Source organism: Halomonas sp. BM-2019, assembly GCF_017584085.1.
Window position 1 is genome coordinate 425,496 of record NZ_CP071922.1, and the last position, 21,901, is coordinate 447,396.

Here is a 21,901-nt window from a genome sequence, read left to right on the forward strand (position 1 = left end):
GCGGAAGGCATGATGCGCGGCGTCCAGGGCGGCGTGGAGGTAGACCACGCGACGGCCCTGGGCGAGCGCCTGGCGGGCCAGGGGCAGCATCGGGGTCTGGCCCACGCCGCCGGAGGCCAGCAGCAGCGGCTCGTTCCCCTCGGTCAGGGTCAGGTCGCCGGCCGGGGGCAGCAGCTCCAGGGTGTCGCCGACGGTCAGGGCGTCATGCAGGTGGCGGCTGGCGCGCCCTTCCGGCTCACGCTTGACGGAGATCCGATAGGTGCTGCCGTTAGGCAGCGCCGAAAGGCTGTAGTGGCGATAGAGCGGCTCGCCATCCACGGTCAGCTTGACGCCGATATACTGGCCGGGCGCATGCTCGGCCACCGGTCCGCCGTCCACCGGCGCGAGCACGAAGGAGCGGATCACCGCGCTCTCCTGGCGGGTCTCGGCGATGCGGAAGGAGCGGGTACCGCGCCAGCCGCCGGGGCGCCGTTCGAACTCCCGGTAGCGGTACGCCTCCAGCTCGATCAGCAGGCCAGCCAGCTCCTCGTAGAGGCCGCTCCAGGCCTCGGCGACCTCCGACGTCACGGCGTCTCCCAGCACCTCGCCGATCGCCGCCATCAGGCACTCGCCCACGATCGGGTAGTGCTCGGGGCGGATGTCCAGGGAGACGTGCTTGCTGACCACCGTGGCCAGGGTCTCGCGCACCTTGGCGCGATCCTGGCGCAGCTGCACATAGGCCAGCACGGCGCCGGCCAGGGCCCTCGGCTGGGCGCCATCCTGCTGGTGGGCCTCGTTGAACAGCGGCTTGACCTCGGGATAGCGCTCGAACATCAGCGGATAGAAGCGCCGGGTGATGGCATCGAGGTGCTCGGCCACGGTGGGGGCGGTGGCGTCGATCAACTGCTCCTGATCTGTCGTCAGCATGGGGGTCCTTATGTTCGTCTTCAGGGAGATAATTGGAGTCATTAACGTCATCGGCATGACACGGCAGATAAAGCAAAGGGTGAGCCATCTTCCCTTACTGATAGAAAATATATCTTTTTATCAATGATATGTGACGAAGGCGTCAGATCTCACAGACGCCCTGCCTGAGCCAAATATTGGCAAAATGACAGTCTTGATGCTGTCAATATCACAATGATGTGTCATAATGACAATTATGACCGATTTTCTGCGTGCCCTGCGCGCGCTGCTGGCGCGGCTGGCAGAGGACGAGCCGGGCGATTCCCTGGCCGCCGACTGGACGGCGCTGCTGTGCGCCCTAGTGGGTGGCTACCCCTGTGACGCCAGCACCCTGATGGTGGTCGAGGAGGAGGCTGCCCTGCGTCCGGTGGCGGTGCTGGGGCTGCCCGACGAGGTGCGGGGGCGGCGCTTCTTGCTCGGCGAGCACCCGCGGCTGGCCGTCATCGCCGCCCACGCCGGTGTCTGTCGCTTTCCTCTCGACACCGAGCTCCCCGACCCCTTCGACGGCCTGATCGACGAGGCGCATAGCCAGGTCCATGACTGCCTGGGGATCGCCCTGCGCGACGGCAGCCGGCTGATTGGCCTGCTGACGCTGGATGCCCTGAACCCCGGGGATCTCGATGCCCTGGACGAGCCGGGCCTGCTGGCCGCTGCCGATCTGCTAGCCACCTGCCTGCGCCTGGCCGAGCGGCTCAGTGCCACCCGCTCCCGGCTCAATGAGGCGCTGGACAGTGAGCGACGCCGGGTATCGCTCCAGGAGTGGAACAGCCCGGCAATGCGCCGACTGATGGAGTCCGTCGAGCTGGTCGCACCCACCGACATGAGCGTGCTGCTTTCCGGGGAGACCGGGGTGGGCAAGGAGCGGGTGGTGCGGGCGCTGCACACTCGCTCCGGGCGTCATGCGGGGCCGCTGGTGCAGGTCAACTGCGCGGCCATTCCCGAAAGCCTGATCGAGAGCGAGCTGTTCGGGTATCGCCGCGGCGCCTTTTCCGGAGCGGTCAAGGATCATCGCGGCCACTTCGAAATGGCCGACGGCGGCACCCTGATGCTCGACGAGATCGGCGAGCTGCCGCTTTCCCTGCAGCCCAAGCTGCTGCGGGTGCTGCAGGAGGGGGAGATCCAGCCGCTGGGCAGCGAGCATGCCAGGCGCCTGGATGTGCGGGTGGTGGCGGTAACCAATCGCGACCTCACCGACGAGGTGGCGGCGGGACGCTTCCGCGAGGATCTCTATCATCGCCTCAGCGTCTTCCCGCTGCAGGTGCCGCCGCTGCGCGAGCGGCCCGAGGATGTTCCGCTGCTGGCGGGGCACTTCCTGGAGGACAACCGTGTGCGGCTGGGCGTGGCCAACCTGCGCCTGGACGCCGAGGCCGAACCAGCCCTGTTGCGCTGGCACTGGCCGGGCAATGTGCGCGAGCTTGAGCATGTGCTGGCGCGTGCCGCGCTGCGCGCCCTGGGCGAGCGCGAGCCGCGGTCATCGCTTGAGCAGCATCAGATGGTGATCCGAATCCGCGCCGATCATCTGCAGCTGCCGCCGGATGGCCCTCCCACTGGCGGCGTCCCTGTCGTGGGCGTGGCGCGCGATTCGGTCAGGGAAGCGGCACCGCAGCAGGGCCTGCGTGAGGCCACCGAAGCCTTCCAGCGGCAGCGGATTCTCGCCACCCTGGACGCCGAGGGTGGCAACTGGGCAGCGACCGCTCGAGCCCTGGAGATGGATGCCGGCAACCTGCACCGCCTGGCCCGGCGCCTGGGGCTCAAGCCGTTGCGCTGAGCCTCTTCCTAGTCCCCTTGGTCACAGCCTGGCCGCCTGGACGTGCATCCAGTCGAAGTTGCGGGCCCGGCCAAGGCTGATCCAGCCTTCCTCCTCCCAGATTTCCCACCAGGTATCGTACTCGGGTCTCGCCAGGCGGGCACGGTCGCGCCCCCAGCGCAGCTTATTGTGCGACGGGTCCCAGTCGATGGCGATCGCCCAGGCGTGGGTGGACCAGGAGGAGCCGCCGCGCTTGCGCCGGCAGTTGTGACAGCCACCGTAGCGGTGGAGCCCCAGCTCTTTGAGCCGCTCCGAGCCGTAGTGGTCATGCACTCGCGCCAGGACCCGTTCCAGGCTCTCGGCGACACGCCTGTGGCAGCCGATGCCGCTCACTCGGGTCTGCAGGTCCCAGGCCAGTACCAGCGGCCAGGGGCAGGGCACCGTGACCTGCGGTACCTCGCAGGGCTGGCCGAAGACCTCGCTGATCGATGCTTCCCGCGGCCAGCCGTTGGGATTGGCATCGCGCTGCGGTGGGTCGCGCCAGGGCCGGGGGGGCTCGCCCGTCGCGAACAGCTCGGCCAGGGCATCCGCGGCGAAGTCGGTTTGGGGGCCCCACAGACCATCGATCGGGCCCACTTCGATCTCGCGCTCGAGACAGCCAATTTGCAGGCAGGCGATGGCACGGCGACGCTCGGACCACTTCCCGGCGCCCGCCGGCAGCTTGTCGGCATGGGACTCGAGCATGGCCTCCACCGCCTGGCGGGTTAGCGGACCACGGATACCGTCGATGGCGCCCTGGTAGGTGCCCGCTTCTGCCAGCACGCGCTGGAGGGTACGGATGGCTGTCTTGTTCATCGGGGGCCTCCTGGGCACCGCCGATGCGCGGGGGCATCGGCGGATACCGGCCAGAGCGTCTCGAGGTATTCGAGCAGAGCCCGCTGGTCAGCTTTCGACAGCTACCCCGCGTCCGACAGACGGCTAAAGCCCGATACGATGTGCCCGATGTGTGAAGAAGATACCGCTGGGCGACTCGGCCGACAGGCGGGCGATCTCCTCGAAGGTACGAGTATCGTAGACCACCACCTGGCCGCTGTCCCGGGCGGAGATCCAGATATGCTCGCCGCGGGGGGTGAACTCCTTGTGCAGGATCGACTCGCCGGGGGAGAGCGTCTCGATCACTTCCCGGGTGCGGGTATCGATCACCTGGACCCGGTCGTTGTCGGGGTGGGCGAAGGTGACCCACACCTGCTGCTCGTCGGGGCGGCTCATCACGAAGATCGGCTGGCCGTGCACCTCGATGCGCTCGCTCAGCGACCAGTCGCGGGTGTCGGCCACCAGCACCTCGTTGCGGCCCACGGCGGGGAAGAAGGCCTGGTCGCCGGCCATGGCCCAGCCCTCCAGGTGGGGCATCTTGTAGACCGGCAGGCGCTCCTCGCCGCGGCCGTAGTCGGGCAGGATGCGCTGCACGCCATTCTCCGGCTGCCACAGGTCGAGCATCGCCATGCCGTCCTCGCCGAACAGCCCGGCGATATAGTAGCGGCCGTTGGCGGTGATCAGGGCGTCATAGGGCATGCTGCCCACGTCGCGGTACTTGGTCAGCTCGGGCTCCTCGGTGGACATGTCCAGGGTCCAGATCTCGCCGGCCTCGAACAGGCTGAACACGAACTTGTTGCCCGGCACGTCCACCACGCCCACCACCTTGGCCTGGTCGGTGGTGCCGTCGGGCCGCTCATAGGTGGCCGGCACGTCGACGACCAGCTCCATGGTCTCGACGTCGAACACCTTCACGCCGCCCGGCTCGTAGTTGCCCACCGCCACGTAGCGGCCGTCCTGGGAGACGGCGCCGCCGATGCTGTTGCCGCCCTGGATGATGCGCCCGTCGATCTCGCCGGTGAGCAGGTCGAGCCGGGTCAGGCCGCCGTCGCGGCCGAACACGAATGCGTGCCGGGCGTCGCGGGTGAACTTCACCGAGGCGTGGGAGAGGTCGCCGAAGCCCTCGATGTGCTTGAGCACCCGCTTGTGGGTGGTATCCACCAGGGCCACGCTGCCGGTGGCGCGCTCGATCACCACGCCCAGGTCGCCGGTGCCGCGCAGCTCCGGGGCAGGGTCGGCGAGGGCAGGGCCGGCGGCCAGCAGCGACAGGGCGCCGGCGGCGACCAGGGTCTTCAGGGGGCGAATCAGCGGCATGGCGCACTCCTCGGGGGAAATCAGTCGTCCAGGGTCTTCAGGCGGTTGTCGGTCTGCAGGTGCTCGGCGATCCAGCGTGCCTCTTCCTCGCTGAGCAGCGCCTTCCAGCCCGGCATGGCGGAGCCGGGGATGCCGTGGCGGATGATGTGGACCAGCGCCTCGGGGCTCAAGGCCTGCATGCGGTCCCGGGGCAGGGCGGGGCCGAGGCCGCCGCGCAGGGTCATGCCGTGGCAGGAGCCGCAGTCCTGGTAGAGCAGGGTCTCCAGGCGTTCGGCATCCAGCGGCGCCGCGTCGCGGCCCGTCTCCGCCACGGCCGCCTGGGGCAGCAGCCAGGCCAGGCCGAGTAGCAGCAGGTGTCGGGCTCTCTTGGGCATGTCGGGACTCGCACGAGTGTGGCTGGGATCGGTTATCGAGTGTCGCCGTCGGCGCGCCACCCTGTGTTGATGAATATCAAGCTGCGGGCCGGTTGCGAAGCGCGCGGGCGCATTAAAGGGCATTCCGGATGCCTCTTTTGACTTGTGTCAACCACCGCGGAGTTCTCCGCTTGCGGTGTCCGGGCTGCAGGTAAGATGCTCGGGAAAGGCATCTTAATGCGCCGGAGGCGCGCACCATGGTCACACTCGACACCCTGGATCGCCGGCTGATCGACGCCTACCAGCGTGGGCTACCGGTCTGCGAGCGCCCCTTCGCCGCCATGGCCGAGCGGCTGGAGTGCGGCGAGGCGGAGCTGCTCGAGCGCCTCGCGCGGCTCGAACGCCTCGCGGTGCTCAGCCGGGTGGGGCCGGTGTTCGACCACGCCCGGGCCGGCGCCAGCCTGCTGGCCGCGGTGGCGGCCCCCGAGGCGGAACGTGACGCCGTGGCCGAGGTGATCAACCGCGCCCCGGGGGTCAATCACAACTACCTTCGCGAAGACCCGGCGCGCAGCGCCCTGGCCCGCGAGCACGACTTCAACCTCTGGTTCGTGATGACCGCGCCGGACGAGGCGGTCCTAGAGGCTCGCCTCGATGCCCTGGAGGCCGAGCTCGGGCGCGAGGTCCTGCGTCTGCCGATGCTCGAAGGCTTCCACATCGATCTCGGCTTCCCGATCCCCTGGCACGAACTGGAGGTGCCATGAACGCCCATCTTCCGCTCTCGGCCCTGCGCCACGAGCCCCCCGCCGAGCGCCGCCTGCGCGCCCTGGTCGAACAGGGGCTGCCGCTGGTGCCGCGCCCCTGGCAGGCGCTGGCCGAGCGATGCGGGCTGACCGAGGCGGAGGTGATGGCCTGCATGCGCCGCTGGCAGGAGGAGGGGCTGGTCAAGCGGCTCGGCCTGGTGGTGCGCCACCGCCCGCTGGGGATCACCGCCAACGCCATGGTGGTGTGGGATGTGCCCGACGCCGAGGTGCGCGAGCTGGGCCGGCGCCTGGCCGTCGAGCCTGCCGTCACCCTCTGTTATCGCCGGCCGCGGCGCCTGCCCGACTGGCCCTACAACCTGTTCTGCATGATCCACGGCACCCGCCGCGAGCGGGTGCTGGCCGCCCTCGACGAGATCGTCGAGCGCCAGGCGCTGCAGGCCATTCCCCGCCGCGTGCTGTTCAGCCTCAAGGCTTACCGCCAGCGCGGCGGCCGCTATACCCGCGAGGAGCGCCCATGACCGCCATGCCTGCCCGCCCGCTGAGTGCCGCCGCCACGCCGGTCGCCGAGCTGGACGCCGCCGACCGCCGCCTGATCAATCGCCTGCAGGATGGCCTGCCGCTGGTGGACGCGCCCTATGCCGTCGTCGCCGCGGAGCTCGGCCTCTCCGAGGGCGAGCTGCTCTATCGCCTGGAGCGGCTGCTGGAGGCGGGAGTGCTCAGCCGCTTCGGCCCCATGTACCACGCCGAGCGCCTCGGCGGCGGCCTGACCCTGGCCGCCCTGGCCGTACCCGAGGCCGACTTCGAGCGGGTCAGCGAGGCGGTCAACGCCTTCCCCGAGGTGGCCCACAACTACCGCCGCGAGCATCGCCTCAACATGTGGTTCGTGCTGGCCACCGAGACCCCGGAACGCATCGCCGAGGTGATCGCCGAGATCGAGGCCGCCACCGGCCTGCCCGTCTTCGATATGCCCAAGCAGGAGGAATTCCATGTCCGTCTCCACCTGCCCGTCTGAGTCCTCTCCGGTGCTTGACGCCACCGATCGCGCCATCGTGCTGGCCACCCAGGCCGGCCTGCCGCTGGTGCCCGACCCCTGGGGAGCGGTGGGCCGCTCGCTGGGCCTGGCCGGCGAGGAGGTGCGCGCTCGCCTGGCGCGCATGCAGGAGGCGGGCATCGTGCGCCGCATCGCCGCGGTACCCAACCACTATCGGCTCGGCTACGTGGCCAACGGCATGACGGTGTGGGACGTCGACGACGCCCGGATCGACCGCCTCGGTCGCGAGGTGGCCCGGCTGCCCGGCGTCAGCCACTGCTACCGCCGCCCCCGCCACCTTCCCGACTGGCCCTACAACCTCTTTGCCATGCTCCACGGCCACACCCGGGAGGCGGTGGAACGCCAGGCCGAAGAGCTGCGTGAGCTGCTCGGCGAGGCCTGCCGTGACCACCGCATCCTCTACAGCTCCCGCATTCTCAAGAAGACCGGCCTGCGACTGGCCGGCCGACCCGGTGCCGGGCGAAAGCCCGAGTCCAGGAGGTAAGCCATGTTTCGCGTCACCCGCTATATCAAGTCGCTGCTCGAGCCTGGCCCGGTGCCTCCGGCTCGCAAGCCCCCCGGCCCGGTGGTGATCTGGAACCTGATCCGCCGCTGCAACCTCACCTGCAAGCACTGCTACACCACCTCGGCGGACATCGACTTCGCCGGCGAGCTCTCCAACGCCGAGGCCCACGCGGTCCTCGACGACCTGCACGGCTTCCGGGTGCCGGCGCTGATCCTCTCCGGCGGCGAGCCGCTGATGCGCCCGGACATCTTCGAGCTGTCGCGGCGGGCGAGGGAGCTGGGCCTCTATACCGGGCTCTCCACCAACGGCACCCTGATCAACGAGTCCAATATCGACGCGATCGCCGCCATCGGCTACGACTACGTGGGCATCAGCATCGACGGCCTGGAGGCCACCCACGACGTCATCCGCCAGCGCCAGGGGGCCTTCCGCGAGTCCATGCACGCGGTGAAGCTGTGCAAGGAGCGCGGCATCAAGGTGGGGCTGCGCTTCACCCTGACCCGCGAGAACTACGAGCAGCTCGGCGATATCCTGGCGCTGATCGAAGCGCATGACGTCGACAAGTTCTATCTCTCGCACCTCAACTACGGCGGCCGCGGCCGGCGCCACAGCAAGCAGGACGCCTGGTACCGCATGACCCGTGACGCCATGACCCGGCTGTTCGACCACTGCCGTGACGAGCTCGAGCGCGGCGTGGAGCGCGAGTACGTCACCGGCAACAACGACGCCGACGGCCCCTTCCTGCTGATGTGGGCCCGGGAGCACTTCCCCGACCAGGCCGACGCCCTCAAGCAGCGGCTGATCAACTGGGGCGGCAACGCCTCGGGCGAGCACATCGCCAACATCGACAACCTCGGCAACGTCCATCCGGACACCTTCTGGTGGGACCACGACCTCGGCAACGTCCGCGACCGGCCCTTCTCCGATATCTGGCACGAGACCACCGACCCGCTGATGGTGGGTTTCCGGCAGCGGCCGCGGCCGCTCAAGGGGCGCTGCGCCGAGTGCCGCTTCCTCACGATCTGCAACGGCAACACCCGGGTGCGGGCCTGGAAGGTGACCGGCGACCCCTGGGAGGAGGATCCCGGCTGCTACCTCACCAACGAGGAGATCGGCGCGAGCGACGCCGGCGAGCGGCGCGTGGCGGCGCCCTACCAGGCCATTCAGGCCATCGAGCTCTGAGCGCCGAGCGAGACAACCGACCGTGATGCTCCGGGAGAGCGAGCCATGACAGCATTCCGACAGACCCAGACCTGCCACTTCGGCCTCGACGAGGCGCCGCTGGCGCCGGGTGAGGTCGCCATCGTCGGCGCCGGCCCCGGCGATCCGGGCCTTCTCACCCTGCGCGCCCTGTCGCTGCTGCAGCAGGCCGAGTGCCTGGTGTTCGATCGCCTGGTCTCCGCCGAGATCCTCGCCCTGGCCCGGCCCGAGGCGCGCCGCTACTACGTGGGCAAGGCCTCGCGCTGCCACGCCTTGACCCAGGAGGAGACCAACGCCCTGCTGGTGCGGCTGGCCGGCGAGGGCCGGCGGGTGCTGCGCCTCAAGGGCGGCGACCCCTTCATCTTCGGCCGCGGCGGGGAGGAGGCCGAGTACCTGATCGAGCACGGCGTCGGCTTCCGGGTGGTGCCGGGCATCACCTCGGCCTCGGGCTGCTCCAGCTATGCGGGCTTCCCGCTGACCCACCGCGACCACGCCCAGAGCGTCACCTTCGTCACCGGCCACTGCAAGGGCGACCAGGACCTGGCCCTCGACTGGGCGGCCCTGGCCGTGCCCCACCACACCACGGTCTTCTACATGGGGCTGGCCAATGCCGAGCTGATCCGTGGCGAGCTGCAGCGCCACGGCATGCCCGCCGAGACCCCGGTGGCCCTGGTGGAGCGTGGCACCACCCCGGAGCAGCGCCACGTGCTGGCCACCCTGGGCGACCTGGTGGAGGTGATCGAACGCGAGGCGTTCCGTCCGCCGACCCTGATCGTGGTGGGTGCGGTGGTGGGCCTGGCCGAGACCCTGGCGCCGGCCATGACCCGCCTGGCCCGGGCGCCGGATGACGCCCTGACGGACCCGGGGCCGGACCTGGGGAGGGTGGCACTGTGAGGCGAGCCGTGACGACCCTGCGCACCCTGCTGCTGGGTGGCCTGCTGGCCGCCCCCGCCCTGCCTGCCCTGGCCGACGAGCCGGACGCCAACGTGCTCTACAACCACCACTGCGCGATCTGCCACGGCGTCAGCCGGCTGGGCGGCATCGGCCCGGCGCTGCTGCCGGACAACCTCTCGCGGCTCAAGCCTGACGAGGCGAAGTCGGTGATCCTGGACGGCCGACCGGCCACCCAGATGCCGGCCTATCGCGAGCTGCTCTCGGAGGCGGAGGTGGCGGCCCTGGCCGAGTGGATCTTCGAGCCGCCGGAGCACGAGCCCAGCTGGGAGGAGGCCGACATCCTGGCCAGCCACGAGGTGTCACACCCCTACGGTAGCCTGCCCGATGCGCCGGTGTTCGAGGTCGAGGACCTCAAGAACCTCTTCATCGTGGTGGAGATCGGCGACCACCACGTCAGCCTGCTGGACGGTGATACCTTCGAGCGCATCACTCGCTTCCCGAGCCGCTATGCGCTGCACGGCGGGCCCAAGTACAGCCCGGACGGCCGCTACGTCTACTTCGGCTCCCGGGACGGCTGGGTCACCAAGTACGACATCTATAACCTCGAGGTGACCGCCGAGGTGCGCGCCGGCATCAACATGCGCAATATCGCCGTCTCCGCCGACGGCCGCTACGTGCTGGCGGGCAACTACCTGCCCCACAGCCTGGTGCTGTTCGACGCCCGGGACCTCGACCTGATCGCGGTGATCCCGGTGGAGGGCCTCAACGGCGAGACCTCGCGGGTCAGCGCCGTCTACACCGCGCCGCCCCGCGACAGCTTCGTGGCCGCCCTGCGCGATATCCCCGAGGTGTGGGAGATCCGCTGGCCGGAGGAGCGCGCCGAGGGCGACGAGGCCATCGTCGGTGACTTCGCCCTGCACCGCATGGAGGCGCCGGACTACCTGGACGACTTCTTCTTCGACATGGAGTACCGCTATATCGTGGGCGCCGCCCGCGGCGGCCAGGGCGGCCAGGTGTTCGACATGGACGAGGAGCGCAAGGTGGCCGATCTGCCCCTGGAGGGCATGCCCCACCTGGGCGCCGGCATCACCTGGGAACTGGACGGTCGGCGGGTGATGGCGATCCCCCACATCGACAAGGGGCAGGTCTCGGTGTTCGACATGAGCGACTGGTCGCTGATCACCCATATCGAGACCGACGGTCCCGGCTTCTTCATGCGCAGCCACGAGAACTCCCCCTATGCCTGGGTGGATGTCTTCTTCGGCCCCAACCACGATCGCATCCACGTCATCGACAAGCAGACGCTCGAGATCGTCGAGACGCTGATCCCTGAGCCGGGCAAGACCGCCGCCCACGTGGAGTTCGACCGCCGCGGCGAGACCCTGCTGCTGAGCATCTGGGACGACGACGGCTACCTGCTGTGGCTCGACGGTAACACCCTCGAGGAGCTCGGGCGCATGCCCATGAAGCGCCCCTCCGGCAAGTACAACGTCTGGAACAAGACCCAGTACGAGGAGGGCACCAGCCATTGAGGGCTGGGATAAGAAGCATTCTTGATACCTGTCATGGTCCCGGCGGGCACCGGCAAGGCACAATGGATCAAACCCAAGTGCAACCGTCGGGATTTCTGCCATGACGTTACCCCTCTCCGAGCCGGCCGGCGTGCCCGTCGCCCGGCTCGCCTTTCGCCCCTTCTTCCTGCTGGCCTCGCTGTTCAGCGTGCTGGCCCTGGTAGTGTGGTTCGCCTTCTGGCACGGCGATATCCTGCTGCGTCCCCACGGCGGCCTGATGTGGTGGCACCAGCACGAGATGATCTTCGGCTTCGGCGCCGCCGTGGCGGTGGGCTTTCTGCTGACTGCGGCCCAGAACTGGACCGGCCAGCCGAGCCTGCGCGGGGCGCCGCTGCTGGGGCTGGTCGGCCTCTGGCTGGCGGCGCGGCTGCTGCTGGCCTTCCCCCTGGGGCTGCCGGCCGGGGTGCTGATGGCGGTGGACCTGGCCTTCCTGCCCCTGGCGGCGCTGGCCCTCGGGCGAATGGTGGCGGCGGCGCGCCAGTGGCGCAACCTGGTCTTCGTGCCGATCCTGCTGCTGATGGCGGTGGCCAACCTGGCCATGCACCTGGGGGTGATGCGCGGCCAGCTGCCGCCGATCCGCGAGGGCGGCTACCTGGGGGTGCTGCTGATCGCCACCCTGATGGTGCTGCTCGGCGGCCGGGTCATTCCCTTCTTCACCTCGCGCAGGCTGGGGCGTCCCAAGCCGGCCGACTGGACGATGCTGGAGCGCCTCTCGCTGTGGTCCATCTATGCCGTGGTGCTGCTGCAGCTGGCGGTGCTGCTGGAGGTCGAGCTGCCCCGCGGCCTGCTGGGCTGGACCATGCTGGTGGCGGCCGCCGCCAACGGCGTGCGCCTGGCGCGCTGGGACGGGCTGCGTACCCTGGGCGAGCCGCTACTGTGGGGCCTGCACCTGAGCTACGCCTTCATCGTGGTGGGGCTGGTGATGTGGGCCCTGGCGCTGACCGGGGTATTCCGGGTGGAGCTGGCGCTGCACGCCCTGGCCATCGGCGGCATCGCCTCCATGATGCTGGCCATGATGTCACGGGTCTCGCTGGGCCACACCGGACGCGAGATCCGCACCCTGCCGGGCATCGGCCTGGGCCTTGCGCTGATGTTCGCCGGCGCCGTACTGCGCTCGCCCATCCTCGCGATGTTTCCCCAGATCACCCACTGGACCTACAACCTCAGCATCCTGTTCTGGTGCATCGCCTACCTGGTCTTCCTGTTCCATTACACGGTGCCGCTGCTGAGCACTCGCGCGGACGGCAAGGACGGCTAGGCTCAGCTAAAGCCTGGGCCTTATGCGAGGTTCGAGATGATCGAGCACTACTTCCTGGTCAAGCACCTGCATGTCACCACGGCGATCCTGAGCCTGCTGTTCTTCCTGGTGCGGGCCTGGTGGTCGGTGCGCGAGTCGCCCTGGCTCAAGCGCCGCTGGGTCAGGGTGCTGCCCCACGTCAACGACACCCTGCTGCTGACCCTGGGGGTGCTGCTGATGGTGATGCTGCGGATGTGGCCCCAGCACCACCCTTGGCTTGCGGCCAAGCTGATCGCCCTGCTGCTCTATATCGGTCTGGGCACGGTGGCGATCAAGCGCGGGCGCAGCCCTGCGGTGCGCGGCGCGGCGGGCCTGGCCGCGGTGGCTACCTTTGCCTATATGCTGGGGGCGGCGCTGCACAACAGCCCGCTCTCCTGGCTGGCGGCCGCCTCAGGTGCGGCATGACGCAGGGCGCCCGAGCTCTCTATACTGCCGGGACATCACCTGACAGGAGGAGCGATTCGATGAGCCAGGAAACACTTCCCGCCGGCGCCGGCAAGGTCGCCGAGCACAACCCCGAGGTGTGGAACGCCTACGCCGAGCTGGGCCGTGCCTGCGCCGAGGCCGGCCCCCTGGATGACCGCACCCGCCGCCTGGTCAAGCTGGCGCTGGCCGTGGGCGCACGCGCCGAGGGAGCGGTTCACTCCCACGTCCGGCGTGCCACCGAGGAGGGTATCGAGCCCGCGGCGCTAAGGCAGGTGGCCATGCTGGCCATCCCGACCCTGGGCCTGCCCACCGGCGTGGCCGCCCTGACCTGGATCGAGGATCTCACCGAGCGGTGAGTCGCCGCCGGCAGCGCGCTGCCGGCACCTTCTGCCCCTGCCCATCCTGCCCCGGCTGACAAGCCCTGCATCCACCATTCTCTCTCCGCCCAGTTGACCGGCGTCAAAGTCAGGGACGGCACCCCGCTGCTACCCTTTAACATGCATGCTGAATGCATATTCAAGGGGGCGGACGCGGCGGATTCGGATCTTCGCAGGTGACCGCCGGCTCCGATAAGAATGCCAGACTAGCAAGGGAGTATGGTCCATGACCGAAGGCCTGACAAAGGCGGCGGCCCGCAACATCTTCTACGGCGGGTCGCTGTTCTTCTTTCTGGTGTTTGCCGCACTGACGGCACACAGCCATTTCTACATCGTCAATACGTCGACCCAGCCCATGAGCGACTCCGTGAGGCTGGGCAAGCACGTCTGGGAGGAACACAACTGCATCAACTGCCACACCATCCTCGGTGAAGGCTCCTACTTTGCGCCGGAGGTCGGCAACGTCTGGACCCGCTACGGCGGTCACCAGAACCCCGAGGGCGCCCGCATGGCGCTGGCCGCCTGGATGCGTGCCCAGCCCACCGGCGCGCCGAACCGTCGCCAGATGCCCTACTTCGAGATCAACGACGAAGAGATGGAAGCGCTGATCGACTTCTTCGAGTGGACAGACGCCATCGACACCCAGGGCTGGCCGCCCCACCCGGCCGGTTGATCCGGACGCCATGACCCTGCCGGATTCCCGAACCAAGGAGAGCCGAACCGATGAAATATGAAACGCAGAAGGTGGCCTTGCCATTCTTCATGGTCGCGATGGCGCTGTTTGCCCTGCAGATTATCTTCGGGCTTGCTGCCGCCGCCGCCTATGTCTGGCCTCACTTCATGTCCGAGGCCATGCCCTTCAACATCACCCGAACCAGCCACACCAACCTGCTGATCGTCTGGCTGCTGATCGGCTTCATGGGCAGCACCTACTACCTGATGCCCGAGGAGGCCGAGAACGAGATCTACAGCCCGAATCTCGCCTACCTGCAGCTGGGCCTGTTCGCCATCGCCGGCGCGGGTGCCCTGATCAGCTACCAGTTCGGCATCCACGAGGGGCGCCACTACCTCGAGCAGCCGCTCTGGTCGAAGATCCTGATCACGATCTCGTTCTTGATGTTCCTGTTCAACACCAGCCTGACCATGCTCAAGGGGCGCAGGACGGCCATCAACATGGTGCTGATGCTGGGCCTCTGGCTGGCGGCGGTGTTCTGGCTGTTCGCCTTCTACAACCCCGACAACCTGGCGCTGGACAAGCTGTGGTGGTGGTGGATCGTCCACATCTGGGTGGAAGGCGTGTGGGAGCTGATCATGGCCTCCCTGCTCGGCTACCTGCTGATCAAGATGACCGGCGTCGACCGCGAGATCATCGAGAAGTGGCTCTACGTGATCGTCGGCCTGGCGCTCTTCTCCGGCCTGCTGGGCACCGGTCACCACTACTACTGGATCGGCACCCCTGCCTACTGGCAGCCGATCGGCAGCATCTTCTCCACGCTCGAGGTGATCCCGTTCTTCGCCATGGTGGTGTTCGCCTTCTACATGTTCTGGAAGGGCAACCGCAACCACCCCAACAAGGCCGCCATGCTGTGGACCCTGGGCTGTGCCGCCGTGGCCTTCTTCGGCGCCGGCGTGTGGGGCTTCATGCACACCCTGTCGTGGATCAACTACTACACCCACGGCACTCAGGTCACCGCGGCCCATGGCCACCTGGCCTTCTATGGCGCCTACGTGATGCTGATCATGGGCATCATCACCTACGCCATGCCGCAGCTGCGCCGCGTGCAGCCCTATAACCAGGTGCTCAACATGTGGGCCTTCTGGATCATGACCTCCGCCATGTGGTTCATGACCTTCACCCTGACCTTCGCGGGCGTCGTCCAGACCCACCTGCAGCGGGTGCTCGGCATGAACTTCATGCAGATCCAGGAACAGCTGCACCTCTTCTACGTCATGCGCTTCGGTACCGGCATCTTCGTCGGCATCGCCGCCCTGATGTTCATCTACGCGGTCTTCGGGCCGGCGCGCGAGCAGGTGCCCGCCACCAGCAAGCCGCTGACTGCCACCGAGTGACGCCCACGGCGGGCCGCGACCGGGTCGCGGCCCGCCCACCCCTGGAGTGATTCATGACCCATATCGCATCGGTATCCGAGCTCGACCGGGAGCTGCCCTTCTACCATCCGGTCGGCAACGAGTGCGCCCTCTTCGAGCAGGCGTATCAGCAGCGCCTGCCGCTGCTGCTCAAGGGACCCACCGGCTGCGGCAAGACCCGTTTCGTCAGCCATATGGCGGCCCGGCTCGGCCGCCCGCTCTACACCGTGTCATGTCACGACGATCTCACCGCCGCCGATCTCACCGGGCGCTACCTGCTGCAGGGTGGCGAGACCCGCTGGGTCGACGGCCCGCTGACCCGCGCCGTGCGCGAGGGTGGCATCTGCTATCTCGACGAGGTGGTCGAGGCGCGCAAGGACGTCACCGTGGTGCTGCATCCGCTCACCGATGACCGCCGCCTGCTGCCCCTGGAGCGCACCGGCGAACTGCTCGAGGCGCCCGACGACTTCATGCTGGTGGTCTCCTACAACCCCGGCTACCAGCATATCCTCAAGTCGCTCAAACCCAGTACCCGCCAGCGCTTCGTGGCGATGTCCTTCGACTTCCCGCCGCCGGATATCGAGTGCGGCATCGTCGCCCGGGAGAGCGGCCTCGCCCATGAGCGCTGCGCGGCCCTGGTCAACCTGGCCAGGCGCCTGCGCGAGCTCAAGGGCCAGGACCTGGAGGAGGGGGTCTCCACCCGCCTGCTGGTCTACTGCGCCACCCTGATCGCCGCCGGCATGCCGATCCTCGAGGCCACCCGCGCCACCCTGGTGGAGCCGCTGACCGACGACCTGGACGTCCAGGAAGGGCTGCTGGAAGCCATCAACGCTACCTTCGGTTGAGCCAAAGGGGAGTCCGCCATGCTGCACTTTCTCGAGGTCGAGGAGTTCGTCGGCCGCCACTGGCACCGCTGGGCCTCCAGCGCCGCCAGCTACCGGCGTCACCCCGAGGCCGCCGTGGCCCTGGAGGAGCTGCGCCACGTGCTCGGCGTCTTCTTTCGCGCCAGCGGCGGCGAGTGCGGCCTGGAGGTCGCCGCCATCGTGGCGCGCAGTTCCCTGCACCGGCTCTCGCTGCGCCAGCGCCTCGGCTTCGACGACGAGGCCGTGGACCAGGCGCGCCGCGACGAGGAGAACCTGCTGCTGCCGCCGACCCTGGACCTCTTCCCCGAGGCGCGCCTGAACCGCGACCTCTATTTCTGGCTGACCGCCTACCTGGCGGTGGCGCGGCGCCCGGGCGTGCATGCCGATCCGCTGCAGAACGACCTGGCGCGGCTGCGTGAGGCGATGCGGGCCACGGAGGCGGCCCTGGCCCGCTTCCCCGGCCTCGCCGGGCGCTATCGCAACCTCTGCGCGGTGCTGCTGGCGGTTCGCCCGGCCCGCCGCAAGCTGCCCCCCCTTGAGCAGGCCCTGGAGGCCACGCTGCGCGCCCTGCTGGGTGACGATACCCCCCTGGAGGGCTGGGCCGCCTCCATGGCCGCCGCGGTGGCCGACCCGGCAAGCCCCCTCGAGCCGTTCCAGGCGCCCCGCGGCTATCGGCCGCCGCTGCCGGTGCCGCTGTGGGGACAGGTGGTGCAGCTGGGCCTGGGCCACGGCCGCGAGGAGCGCGACGAGGACCCCCACGACGGCGAGGCCAACAGCGCCCAGCAGGCCAGCGAGGGCAAGCGCAAGGCCGATCGCCGCCACCAGGACCAGTCCGAGCGCGACGATCCGCTGGTGGCCAACCGTTTCGAGAAGATGCTCTCCTGGACCGAGATGGTGAACCTCAACCGCCTGGTGGAGGACAACGAGGATGAGGAGGCCAAGCGCGCCGCCGAACAGATCGAGGAGATCGTCATCAGCCCCCACAAGCAGCGGGCGGCGACCCGGCTCAAGGTCGACCTCGACCTGCCGCCGAACGAGGTCCTCGGCGAGCGGCTGCGCGGCAAGCACCTCTACCCGGAGTGGAACTACCGCAAGGCGTGCTACCTGCCCGACCACTGCCAGGTGCATACCGACCTGCAGAGCGAGGAGGGCGAGCAGTGGGAGCCGGACGAGGCCACCCGGCGACGCATCCGCCGGGTGCGGCGCGAATTCGAGGCGCTGCGTCCCCGCCGCGAGATCCTGCGCGGCCAGCTCGACGGTAGCGAGCTCGACATGGACGCGGTGATCCGCTCGCGCTGCGACCTGGCCGCCACCGGCGAGGCCAGCGACCGTCTCTACATGGCGGCCCGCGAGCAGGCCCGTGACCTGGCGGTGGATATCCTGATCGATGTTTCGCTCTCCACCGATGCCTGGCTGGAGGATCGTCGTGTACTCGACGTGGAGAAGGAGGCGCTGCTGGTGCTGGGTCACGGCCTGGCCGGCTGCGGTGATGACTATGCCATCCACTGCTTCACCTCACACCGCCGCCAGAAGGTGTGGGTCAACACGATCAAGGCCTTCGAGGAGACCATGAGCGAGCGGGTGGCGCGGCGCATCTCCGCCCTCAAGCCCGGCCACTACACCCGCATGGGGCCGGCGATCCGCCATGTGACCCAGGAGCTGGCCAAGCGCCCCAACCGCCACCGCCTGCTGCTGGTCATCACCGACGGCAAGCCCAACGACACCGACTACTACGAGGGGCGCTACGGCATCGAGGACACCCGCAGGGCGGTGCTCGAGGCGCGCCAGCAGGAGGTGCGAGTGTTCGGCGTCACCGTGGATCGCGAGGCGCACCAGTACGTCTCGCACCTGTTCGGCCGCGGCAGCTACGCCATCGTCAACCGCCCGGAGCACCTGGCCCTGGCGCTGCCGGGCATCTACCGCCAGATCATCGGCCACTGAGGAGGGCTGCCATGAGCAACGCCGCCGCGCCGAACCGTCGTCCCGCCATCGCCGTGGTCGTGGGCCTGCTGGTGGCCCTGGTGGTGATCTCCACCCTGGCCTGGTTCATCAACACCCGCGACTGGGGCATCCTGGTGATGTTCGCGGTGCCCTTCGCCGTCTGGGGATTGATCTGGCTGGGCCGCCGCCTGGCCGACTGGGCCGGCGTCGGCCCGCCGCCCTGAGCCCTATCCACCAGACCGTTTCAGCAGAGAGACGCGCCGCCCGTGATGGGCGGCGCCTCTCGCTACAGGCTTCCGAGACAGCGAGAGGCTAGTTCAAGCCACCTGGGCCACCAGGTAGCCGGCGCCCACCAGCAGCAGGGTGAAGAGGGTCAGGCCGGTGAAGGCGCCGCGCCAGGCCGGCGTCGAGTCCCCCAGGCCCAGATAGACCATCAGCACCCGGTGGGCCTTGAAGAAGGTGGTGGCCAGCAGCAGCGCCGCCGACCAGAGCGGCAGCGCCTCCAGGCGTGCCTCGCCGCCGAGCCGCGCCGAGGCCATGGTGATCAGGGTCAGGCCCATCAGCACCGCCCAGGTGATCAGCAGCCGGCGGGTGGCCGAGTCGCCTGCGACTGTCTTCATATCGCCCATGGGCTCACCTCAGCAGGTAGATGATGGGATAGAGCAGGATCCAGATCAGGTCGACCATGTGCCAGAAGGCGGCGGCGGTCTCGACGTTGTCGTGGGAGAGCTTCCAGGCCACCAGGGCGATCAGCCCCAGGCCGAAGAGCACATGGGCGAAGTGGAAGCCGGTCAGCAGATAGTAGAAGGTGAAGAAGGTGTTGGTCTCTGGCATGAGGCCCTGGCCGAGCTTGTCGGCGTACTCCACCACCTTGACCACGCAGAACACCACCCCCAGGGCGAAGGCCCCGGCCAGCCACTGGCGGCAGCGCCGCCTCTCGCCGCGGCCGATGGCCTGCACCGCGAGGGCCGCAAAGAGCCCGCTGGTCAGCAGCACCAGGGTATTGAGGCCCCCGGCGACCGGGTCGAGCAGCTGCTGGGAGGCGTCGAACACCTCCCGCTCGCCGGCGCGCAGCCAGGCGAACAGGCCGAAGAAGGCGGCGAACACCAGCATCTCGCTGAGGATCAGCACCCACATCAGCGGATTGCCCGGCAGCGCCGAGAGCGGCCCCCAGCCGGGGTTGGGCAGCGCCTTGCCCGGCCGGGCGTCGCGTTCGGCCATCTCAGCCCCTTTCATCTCAGCCCTCGGCGGGGACGGGCATGCGCTCGAATTCGGCGCGCACCGCCGGGGTGCTCAGCTTCCAGCCGGCCCAGGCGAAGAGCGCGGTGAACAGGGTGGCCACGAGGATCAGCCCCCCCAGCAGGCCCACCAGACCGGCCACCGGATCGGAGGGGTTGACCGCCTCGCCGGTGGCCGCCTCGGGCAGCAGGCCGAAGGTCAGCGGGGTCAGCGCCGCACCGCCCAGCACGCCCACGAAGCCGGCCGCCATCAGGGCGATGAAGGCGCGACGCGCCCAGGCGAGGCGGCACAGCAGGGCGATGGCCAGGGTCAGGGTCACCAGCGCGCCCAGCATCAGCAGGCTGGCCACACGGGCGCTGCGCTCGGCCAGCCAGGCCACGCCGCCGGTCAGCCCGCCGCTGCCGACCTCGACTCCCAGGGAGGCGGCCAGTGCCTCTCCCGGGGCCAGGGGCAGGGCAAGCAGCCCCAGCACGGCCAGCGAGAAGAGGATAAAGCCCCAGGCCAGGCCGGTGACCCCCGCGGAGCGGGCTGACGCGTTGGCGCGTGGCATTGCGGTACGGCGCATGGCGACTCCTCCGTCAGTCATTGAGGCGCACCGCGGCGCCACCGAACAGCAGGCTGCGCGGGTTGTCGAGGGGGCGGCCGGCCATCAGCCGATGGATGCCGACCCCGCAGCGACCGATGGTCCAGGCCAGGCAGGCGGTGAAGAAGCCGTAGCCCAGCGTCCAGGAGGCCCAGGCGGGGGCGCCCACCAGGCCGAGCAGGTTCCAGGCGGCGAGGGCGGCGGCGGCGGCCAGGGCGCCCAGCCAGAAGGTGCGGATCTGGAACTGCAGGTGGCTGTCGGCCAGCGCCGAGACGCGGCCGCGACGCAGGTGCGCGAGCAGCACGCCGATCGGCGCGGTGATCACCGCCATGATGCTGCCCAGGTAGAGGATATAGACCGCGGCAGCCAGGCCACGGCCGCGGGTGTCGAGGGTTGCGTCGGTGACGCTCGAGAGTGAGGTGTCGGACATGATGGCCTCCCGCTGAAATGGCTGGGGCAGGGGCGCAGGGCCCCGCCTTCCAGACGCTGTTCCTGCACTATGCCTCGTCCTGCCGGCAGGGTCCTTGTCGAAGATCAAAGTCGCAGTGAGACACTCGGATATGGGCGGTGCTGGGTGTTGCCGCTCAGGCCTCCTGGCGCCGGGGTTCGACCACGGTGGCCTGGTGGTAGGCGTCGCGGGTGAACATGGGCACCCGGCGCTCCGTCCACCACATCCAGATGATCGAGACCAGGGTCACGCCGAAGCAGAGCATCCACACCGAGGTGGCCACGCCGGTGATATCCACCAGGGCGCCGAACATGATCGGCAGCAGGAAGCCGCCCACCCCGCCGGCCAGGCCCACGATACCCGAGACCAGTCCCAGATTGCGGTCGTACTCGTCGGAGAGGTACTTGAACACCGAGGCCTTGCCGATCCCCCAGGCGATGCCCACCACGAACAGGGCGAAGGTGAACAGCCAGATCGGGATGCCGAAGCTGAACTGCAGCTGACCGCCATCCACGGTCTGGATCGCATAGCTGGTATGGGGATAGGACATCACGAACAGTGCGGCGAGGCTGGCCCACATGCAGGCCCAGGTCACCGCGTGGGCGCCGAAGCGGTCGGAGAGCCAGCCGCCGAAGGCCCGGATCACCCCGGAGGGCAGCACGAAGATGGTGGCGATCAGCGCCGCCAGCTGGATGCCCATGCCGTACTCGTTCATGTAGTAGCGGGTCAGCCACAGCGAGACCCCCACGTAGCCGCCGAATACCACCGAGTAGTACTGGCAGTACTTCCACACCTTGGGGTCACGCAGCACCGCGATCTGCTCGCGCAGGGAGGGGCGATCGGCATTGCGATGCCCGGGATCGGTGAAGGTGAAGAACCAGAAGAAGAGCGCGGTGATCAGCATGATCGCCGCATAGATGTTGGGCACCGCCTGCCAGCCCAGCAGGATGATCACCGTGGGGGCGATGTACTTGGTGACGGCGGCCCCGGCGTTGCCGGCACCGAAGATGCCCATGGCCAGCCCCTGGCGGTCACGCTGGAACCACTTGGCCGTGTAGGTGATGCCCACCGAGAAGCCGCTGCCGGCCAGGCCCACCACGGCGCCGAGCAGCAGCAGCTGCCACAGCTGGGTGGCGAACTGCACCGCCCAGATGGCGGGCACGGTGGCCAGCATCAGTACCATGAACACCGGCCTGCCGCCGATGCGGTCGGTCAGGGCCCCCAGCGGCAGGCGCATCAGCGCCCCGGTGAGGATCGGCACCGAGGTCAGCAGGCCGAACTGGGTGTCGCTGAGGTCGAGCTCCTCGGCGATCGGGACGCCGATTTCGCCGAACATGGTCCACACCATGAAGCAGATGGTGAAGGCGAAGGTGTTGGCCGTCAGTACCGAATACTGCTTGTAGCGCTGTGACGCCATGGCTCCCT

General features: G+C 68.9%; 25 protein-coding genes. 16 read left to right on the forward strand and 9 right to left on the reverse strand.

What is annotated here, in order from left to right:
- A partial coding sequence (locus tag J5F18_RS02170) for a globin domain-containing protein (protein ID WP_346300715.1) occupies positions 1-906 on the reverse strand: 906 nt, incomplete at its 3' end.
- Positions 907-1,132: 226 nt separating this feature from the next.
- On the opposite strand from J5F18_RS02170, the gene norR reads away from it, so the two are divergent.
- Positions 1,133-2,713, forward strand: coding sequence for a nitric oxide reductase transcriptional regulator NorR (norR, locus tag J5F18_RS02175; RefSeq protein WP_346300716.1), 1,581 nt, complete (start codon positions 1,133-1,135; stop codon positions 2,711-2,713).
- 21 nt (positions 2,714-2,734) lie between these two features.
- Here the strand turns inward: norR and J5F18_RS02180 are convergent, their stop codons facing one another.
- From J5F18_RS02180 to J5F18_RS02190, 3 genes are all read right to left on the reverse strand, one after another.
- A complete protein-coding gene (locus J5F18_RS02180; protein ID WP_346300717.1) occupies positions 2,735-3,547 on the reverse strand; it encodes a peptidoglycan-binding domain-containing protein in 813 nt (270 codons plus the stop codon).
- A gap of 123 nt (positions 3,548-3,670) precedes the next feature.
- Complete coding sequence (locus tag J5F18_RS02185) at positions 3,671-4,879, reverse strand: cytochrome D1 domain-containing protein (RefSeq protein WP_346300718.1); 1,209 nt, start codon at positions 4,877-4,879, stop codon at positions 3,671-3,673.
- A gap of 20 nt (positions 4,880-4,899) precedes the next feature.
- On the reverse strand, positions 4,900-5,253 hold the full coding sequence (locus J5F18_RS02190) for a cytochrome c (RefSeq protein WP_346300719.1): 354 nt from the start codon (positions 5,251-5,253) through the stop codon (positions 4,900-4,902).
- A gap of 236 nt (positions 5,254-5,489) precedes the next feature.
- Here J5F18_RS02190 and J5F18_RS02195 point away from each other — a divergent pair, with 236 nt between their 5' ends.
- From J5F18_RS02195 to J5F18_RS02265, 15 genes are all read left to right on the forward strand, one after another.
- A complete protein-coding gene (locus J5F18_RS02195) occupies positions 5,490-5,993 on the forward strand; it encodes an Lrp/AsnC family transcriptional regulator (RefSeq protein WP_346300720.1) in 504 nt (167 codons plus the stop codon).
- Positions 5,990-6,511, forward strand: coding sequence for an AsnC family protein (locus J5F18_RS02200; RefSeq protein ID WP_346300721.1), 522 nt, complete (start codon positions 5,990-5,992; stop codon positions 6,509-6,511). The genes J5F18_RS02195 and J5F18_RS02200 overlap by 4 nt, the downstream gene beginning before the upstream one ends.
- Positions 6,508-7,005: an AsnC family transcriptional regulator gene (locus J5F18_RS02205; RefSeq protein WP_346300722.1), complete on the forward strand. Its 498-nt coding sequence runs from the start codon at positions 6,508-6,510 to the stop codon at positions 7,003-7,005. The genes J5F18_RS02200 and J5F18_RS02205 overlap by 4 nt, the downstream gene beginning before the upstream one ends.
- Positions 6,980-7,528, forward strand: coding sequence for an Lrp/AsnC family transcriptional regulator (locus tag J5F18_RS02210; RefSeq protein WP_346300723.1), 549 nt, complete (start codon positions 6,980-6,982; stop codon positions 7,526-7,528). The genes J5F18_RS02205 and J5F18_RS02210 overlap by 26 nt, the downstream gene beginning before the upstream one ends.
- A gap of 3 nt (positions 7,529-7,531) precedes the next feature.
- Complete coding sequence (nirJ, locus tag J5F18_RS02215; protein WP_346300724.1) at positions 7,532-8,731, forward strand: heme d1 biosynthesis radical SAM protein NirJ; 1,200 nt, start codon at positions 7,532-7,534, stop codon at positions 8,729-8,731.
- 45 nt (positions 8,732-8,776) lie between these two features.
- The gene (gene cobA, locus J5F18_RS02220; protein WP_346300725.1) at positions 8,777-9,643 is read left to right on the forward strand and encodes a uroporphyrinogen-III C-methyltransferase; all 867 of its coding nucleotides are present in this window, start codon (positions 8,777-8,779) and stop codon (positions 9,641-9,643) included.
- A gap of 8 nt (positions 9,644-9,651) precedes the next feature.
- Positions 9,652-11,175: a cytochrome D1 domain-containing protein gene (locus J5F18_RS02225; protein ID WP_346300726.1), complete on the forward strand. Its 1,524-nt coding sequence runs from the start codon at positions 9,652-9,654 to the stop codon at positions 11,173-11,175.
- A gap of 100 nt (positions 11,176-11,275) precedes the next feature.
- Entirely contained in the window at positions 11,276-12,472 is a 1,197-nt protein-coding gene (locus J5F18_RS02230) for an NnrS family protein (RefSeq protein WP_346300727.1), read from the forward strand.
- Positions 12,473-12,508: 36 nt separating this feature from the next.
- Positions 12,509-12,916 carry a SirB2 family protein gene (locus J5F18_RS02235; protein ID WP_346300728.1) on the forward strand — a complete coding sequence of 136 codons (408 nt, stop codon included), beginning with the start codon at positions 12,509-12,511 and terminating at the stop codon, positions 12,914-12,916.
- A gap of 59 nt (positions 12,917-12,975) precedes the next feature.
- On the forward strand, positions 12,976-13,293 hold the full coding sequence (locus tag J5F18_RS02240; RefSeq protein ID WP_346300729.1) for a carboxymuconolactone decarboxylase family protein: 318 nt from the start codon (positions 12,976-12,978) through the stop codon (positions 13,291-13,293).
- A 247-nt stretch (positions 13,294-13,540) separates the two neighbouring features.
- The gene (locus J5F18_RS02245) at positions 13,541-13,987 is read left to right on the forward strand and encodes a cytochrome c (protein WP_346300730.1); all 447 of its coding nucleotides are present in this window, start codon (positions 13,541-13,543) and stop codon (positions 13,985-13,987) included.
- Positions 13,988-14,037: 50 nt separating this feature from the next.
- Positions 14,038-15,384: a cbb3-type cytochrome c oxidase subunit I gene (locus J5F18_RS02250; RefSeq protein ID WP_346300731.1), complete on the forward strand. Its 1,347-nt coding sequence runs from the start codon at positions 14,038-14,040 to the stop codon at positions 15,382-15,384.
- A gap of 53 nt (positions 15,385-15,437) precedes the next feature.
- Positions 15,438-16,247: a CbbQ/NirQ/NorQ/GpvN family protein gene (locus tag J5F18_RS02255; RefSeq protein WP_346300732.1), complete on the forward strand. Its 810-nt coding sequence runs from the start codon at positions 15,438-15,440 to the stop codon at positions 16,245-16,247.
- Between the two features lie 18 nt (positions 16,248-16,265).
- Positions 16,266-18,206, forward strand: a complete 1,941-nt coding sequence (locus J5F18_RS02260) for a VWA domain-containing protein (RefSeq protein ID WP_346300733.1) — start codon at positions 16,266-16,268, stop codon at positions 18,204-18,206.
- An 11-nt stretch (positions 18,207-18,217) separates the two neighbouring features.
- Positions 18,218-18,430, forward strand: a complete 213-nt coding sequence (locus J5F18_RS02265; protein ID WP_346300734.1) for a hypothetical protein — start codon at positions 18,218-18,220, stop codon at positions 18,428-18,430.
- 93 nt (positions 18,431-18,523) lie between these two features.
- Here the strand turns inward: J5F18_RS02265 and J5F18_RS02270 are convergent, their stop codons facing one another.
- The 5 genes from J5F18_RS02270 to J5F18_RS02290 form a co-directional block, all read right to left on the reverse strand.
- A complete protein-coding gene (locus tag J5F18_RS02270) occupies positions 18,524-18,826 on the reverse strand; it encodes a cytochrome C oxidase subunit IV family protein (protein WP_346300735.1) in 303 nt (100 codons plus the stop codon).
- Between the two features lie 13 nt (positions 18,827-18,839).
- A complete protein-coding gene (locus J5F18_RS02275) occupies positions 18,840-19,442 on the reverse strand; it encodes a cytochrome c oxidase subunit 3 family protein (RefSeq protein WP_346300736.1) in 603 nt (200 codons plus the stop codon).
- Position 19,443: 1 nt separating this feature from the next.
- The gene (locus tag J5F18_RS02280; RefSeq protein ID WP_346300737.1) at positions 19,444-20,010 is read right to left on the reverse strand and encodes a hypothetical protein; all 567 of its coding nucleotides are present in this window, start codon (positions 20,008-20,010) and stop codon (positions 19,444-19,446) included.
- A 13-nt stretch (positions 20,011-20,023) separates the two neighbouring features.
- On the reverse strand, positions 20,024-20,458 hold the full coding sequence (locus tag J5F18_RS02285) for a hypothetical protein (protein WP_346300738.1): 435 nt from the start codon (positions 20,456-20,458) through the stop codon (positions 20,024-20,026).
- A gap of 154 nt (positions 20,459-20,612) precedes the next feature.
- Entirely contained in the window at positions 20,613-21,893 is a 1,281-nt protein-coding gene (locus J5F18_RS02290) for a nitrate/nitrite transporter (RefSeq protein WP_346300739.1), read from the reverse strand.
- Positions 21,894-21,901: the final 8 nt, after the last annotated feature.

Coding starts and splice junctions, on each gene's coding strand:
- J5F18_RS02195 (WP_346300720.1), top strand. CDS start 5,490: ATGGTCACACTCGACACCCTGGATCGCCGGCTGATCGACGCCTACCAG.
- norR (WP_346300716.1), top strand. CDS start 1,133: ATGACAATTATGACCGATTTTCTGCGTGCCCTGCGCGCGCTGCTGGCG.
- J5F18_RS02285 (WP_346300738.1), bottom strand. CDS start 20,458: ATGTCCGACACCTCACTCTCGAGCGTCACCGACGCAACCCTCGACACC.
- J5F18_RS02200 (WP_346300721.1), top strand. CDS start 5,990: ATGAACGCCCATCTTCCGCTCTCGGCCCTGCGCCACGAGCCCCCCGCC.
- J5F18_RS02255 (WP_346300732.1), top strand. CDS start 15,438: ATGACCCATATCGCATCGGTATCCGAGCTCGACCGGGAGCTGCCCTTC.
- J5F18_RS02260 (WP_346300733.1), top strand. CDS start 16,266: ATGCTGCACTTTCTCGAGGTCGAGGAGTTCGTCGGCCGCCACTGGCAC.
- cobA (WP_346300725.1), top strand. CDS start 8,777: ATGACAGCATTCCGACAGACCCAGACCTGCCACTTCGGCCTCGACGAG.
- J5F18_RS02190 (WP_346300719.1), bottom strand. CDS start 5,253: ATGCCCAAGAGAGCCCGACACCTGCTGCTACTCGGCCTGGCCTGGCTG.
- J5F18_RS02270 (WP_346300735.1), bottom strand. CDS start 18,826: ATGAAGACAGTCGCAGGCGACTCGGCCACCCGCCGGCTGCTGATCACC.
- J5F18_RS02180 (WP_346300717.1), bottom strand. CDS start 3,547: ATGAACAAGACAGCCATCCGTACCCTCCAGCGCGTGCTGGCAGAAGCG.
- J5F18_RS02280 (WP_346300737.1), bottom strand. CDS start 20,010: ATGCGCCGTACCGCAATGCCACGCGCCAACGCGTCAGCCCGCTCCGCG.
- J5F18_RS02185 (WP_346300718.1), bottom strand. CDS start 4,879: ATGCCGCTGATTCGCCCCCTGAAGACCCTGGTCGCCGCCGGCGCCCTG.
- J5F18_RS02205 (WP_346300722.1), top strand. CDS start 6,508: ATGACCGCCATGCCTGCCCGCCCGCTGAGTGCCGCCGCCACGCCGGTC.
- J5F18_RS02275 (WP_346300736.1), bottom strand. CDS start 19,442: ATGAAAGGGGCTGAGATGGCCGAACGCGACGCCCGGCCGGGCAAGGCG.
- J5F18_RS02250 (WP_346300731.1), top strand. CDS start 14,038: ATGAAATATGAAACGCAGAAGGTGGCCTTGCCATTCTTCATGGTCGCG.
- nirJ (WP_346300724.1), top strand. CDS start 7,532: ATGTTTCGCGTCACCCGCTATATCAAGTCGCTGCTCGAGCCTGGCCCG.
- J5F18_RS02265 (WP_346300734.1), top strand. CDS start 18,218: ATGAGCAACGCCGCCGCGCCGAACCGTCGTCCCGCCATCGCCGTGGTC.
- J5F18_RS02240 (WP_346300729.1), top strand. CDS start 12,976: ATGAGCCAGGAAACACTTCCCGCCGGCGCCGGCAAGGTCGCCGAGCAC.
- J5F18_RS02235 (WP_346300728.1), top strand. CDS start 12,509: ATGATCGAGCACTACTTCCTGGTCAAGCACCTGCATGTCACCACGGCG.
- J5F18_RS02245 (WP_346300730.1), top strand. CDS start 13,541: ATGACCGAAGGCCTGACAAAGGCGGCGGCCCGCAACATCTTCTACGGC.
- J5F18_RS02290 (WP_346300739.1), bottom strand. CDS start 21,893: ATGGCGTCACAGCGCTACAAGCAGTATTCGGTACTGACGGCCAACACC.
- J5F18_RS02210 (WP_346300723.1), top strand. CDS start 6,980: ATGTCCGTCTCCACCTGCCCGTCTGAGTCCTCTCCGGTGCTTGACGCC.
- J5F18_RS02230 (WP_346300727.1), top strand. CDS start 11,276: ATGACGTTACCCCTCTCCGAGCCGGCCGGCGTGCCCGTCGCCCGGCTC.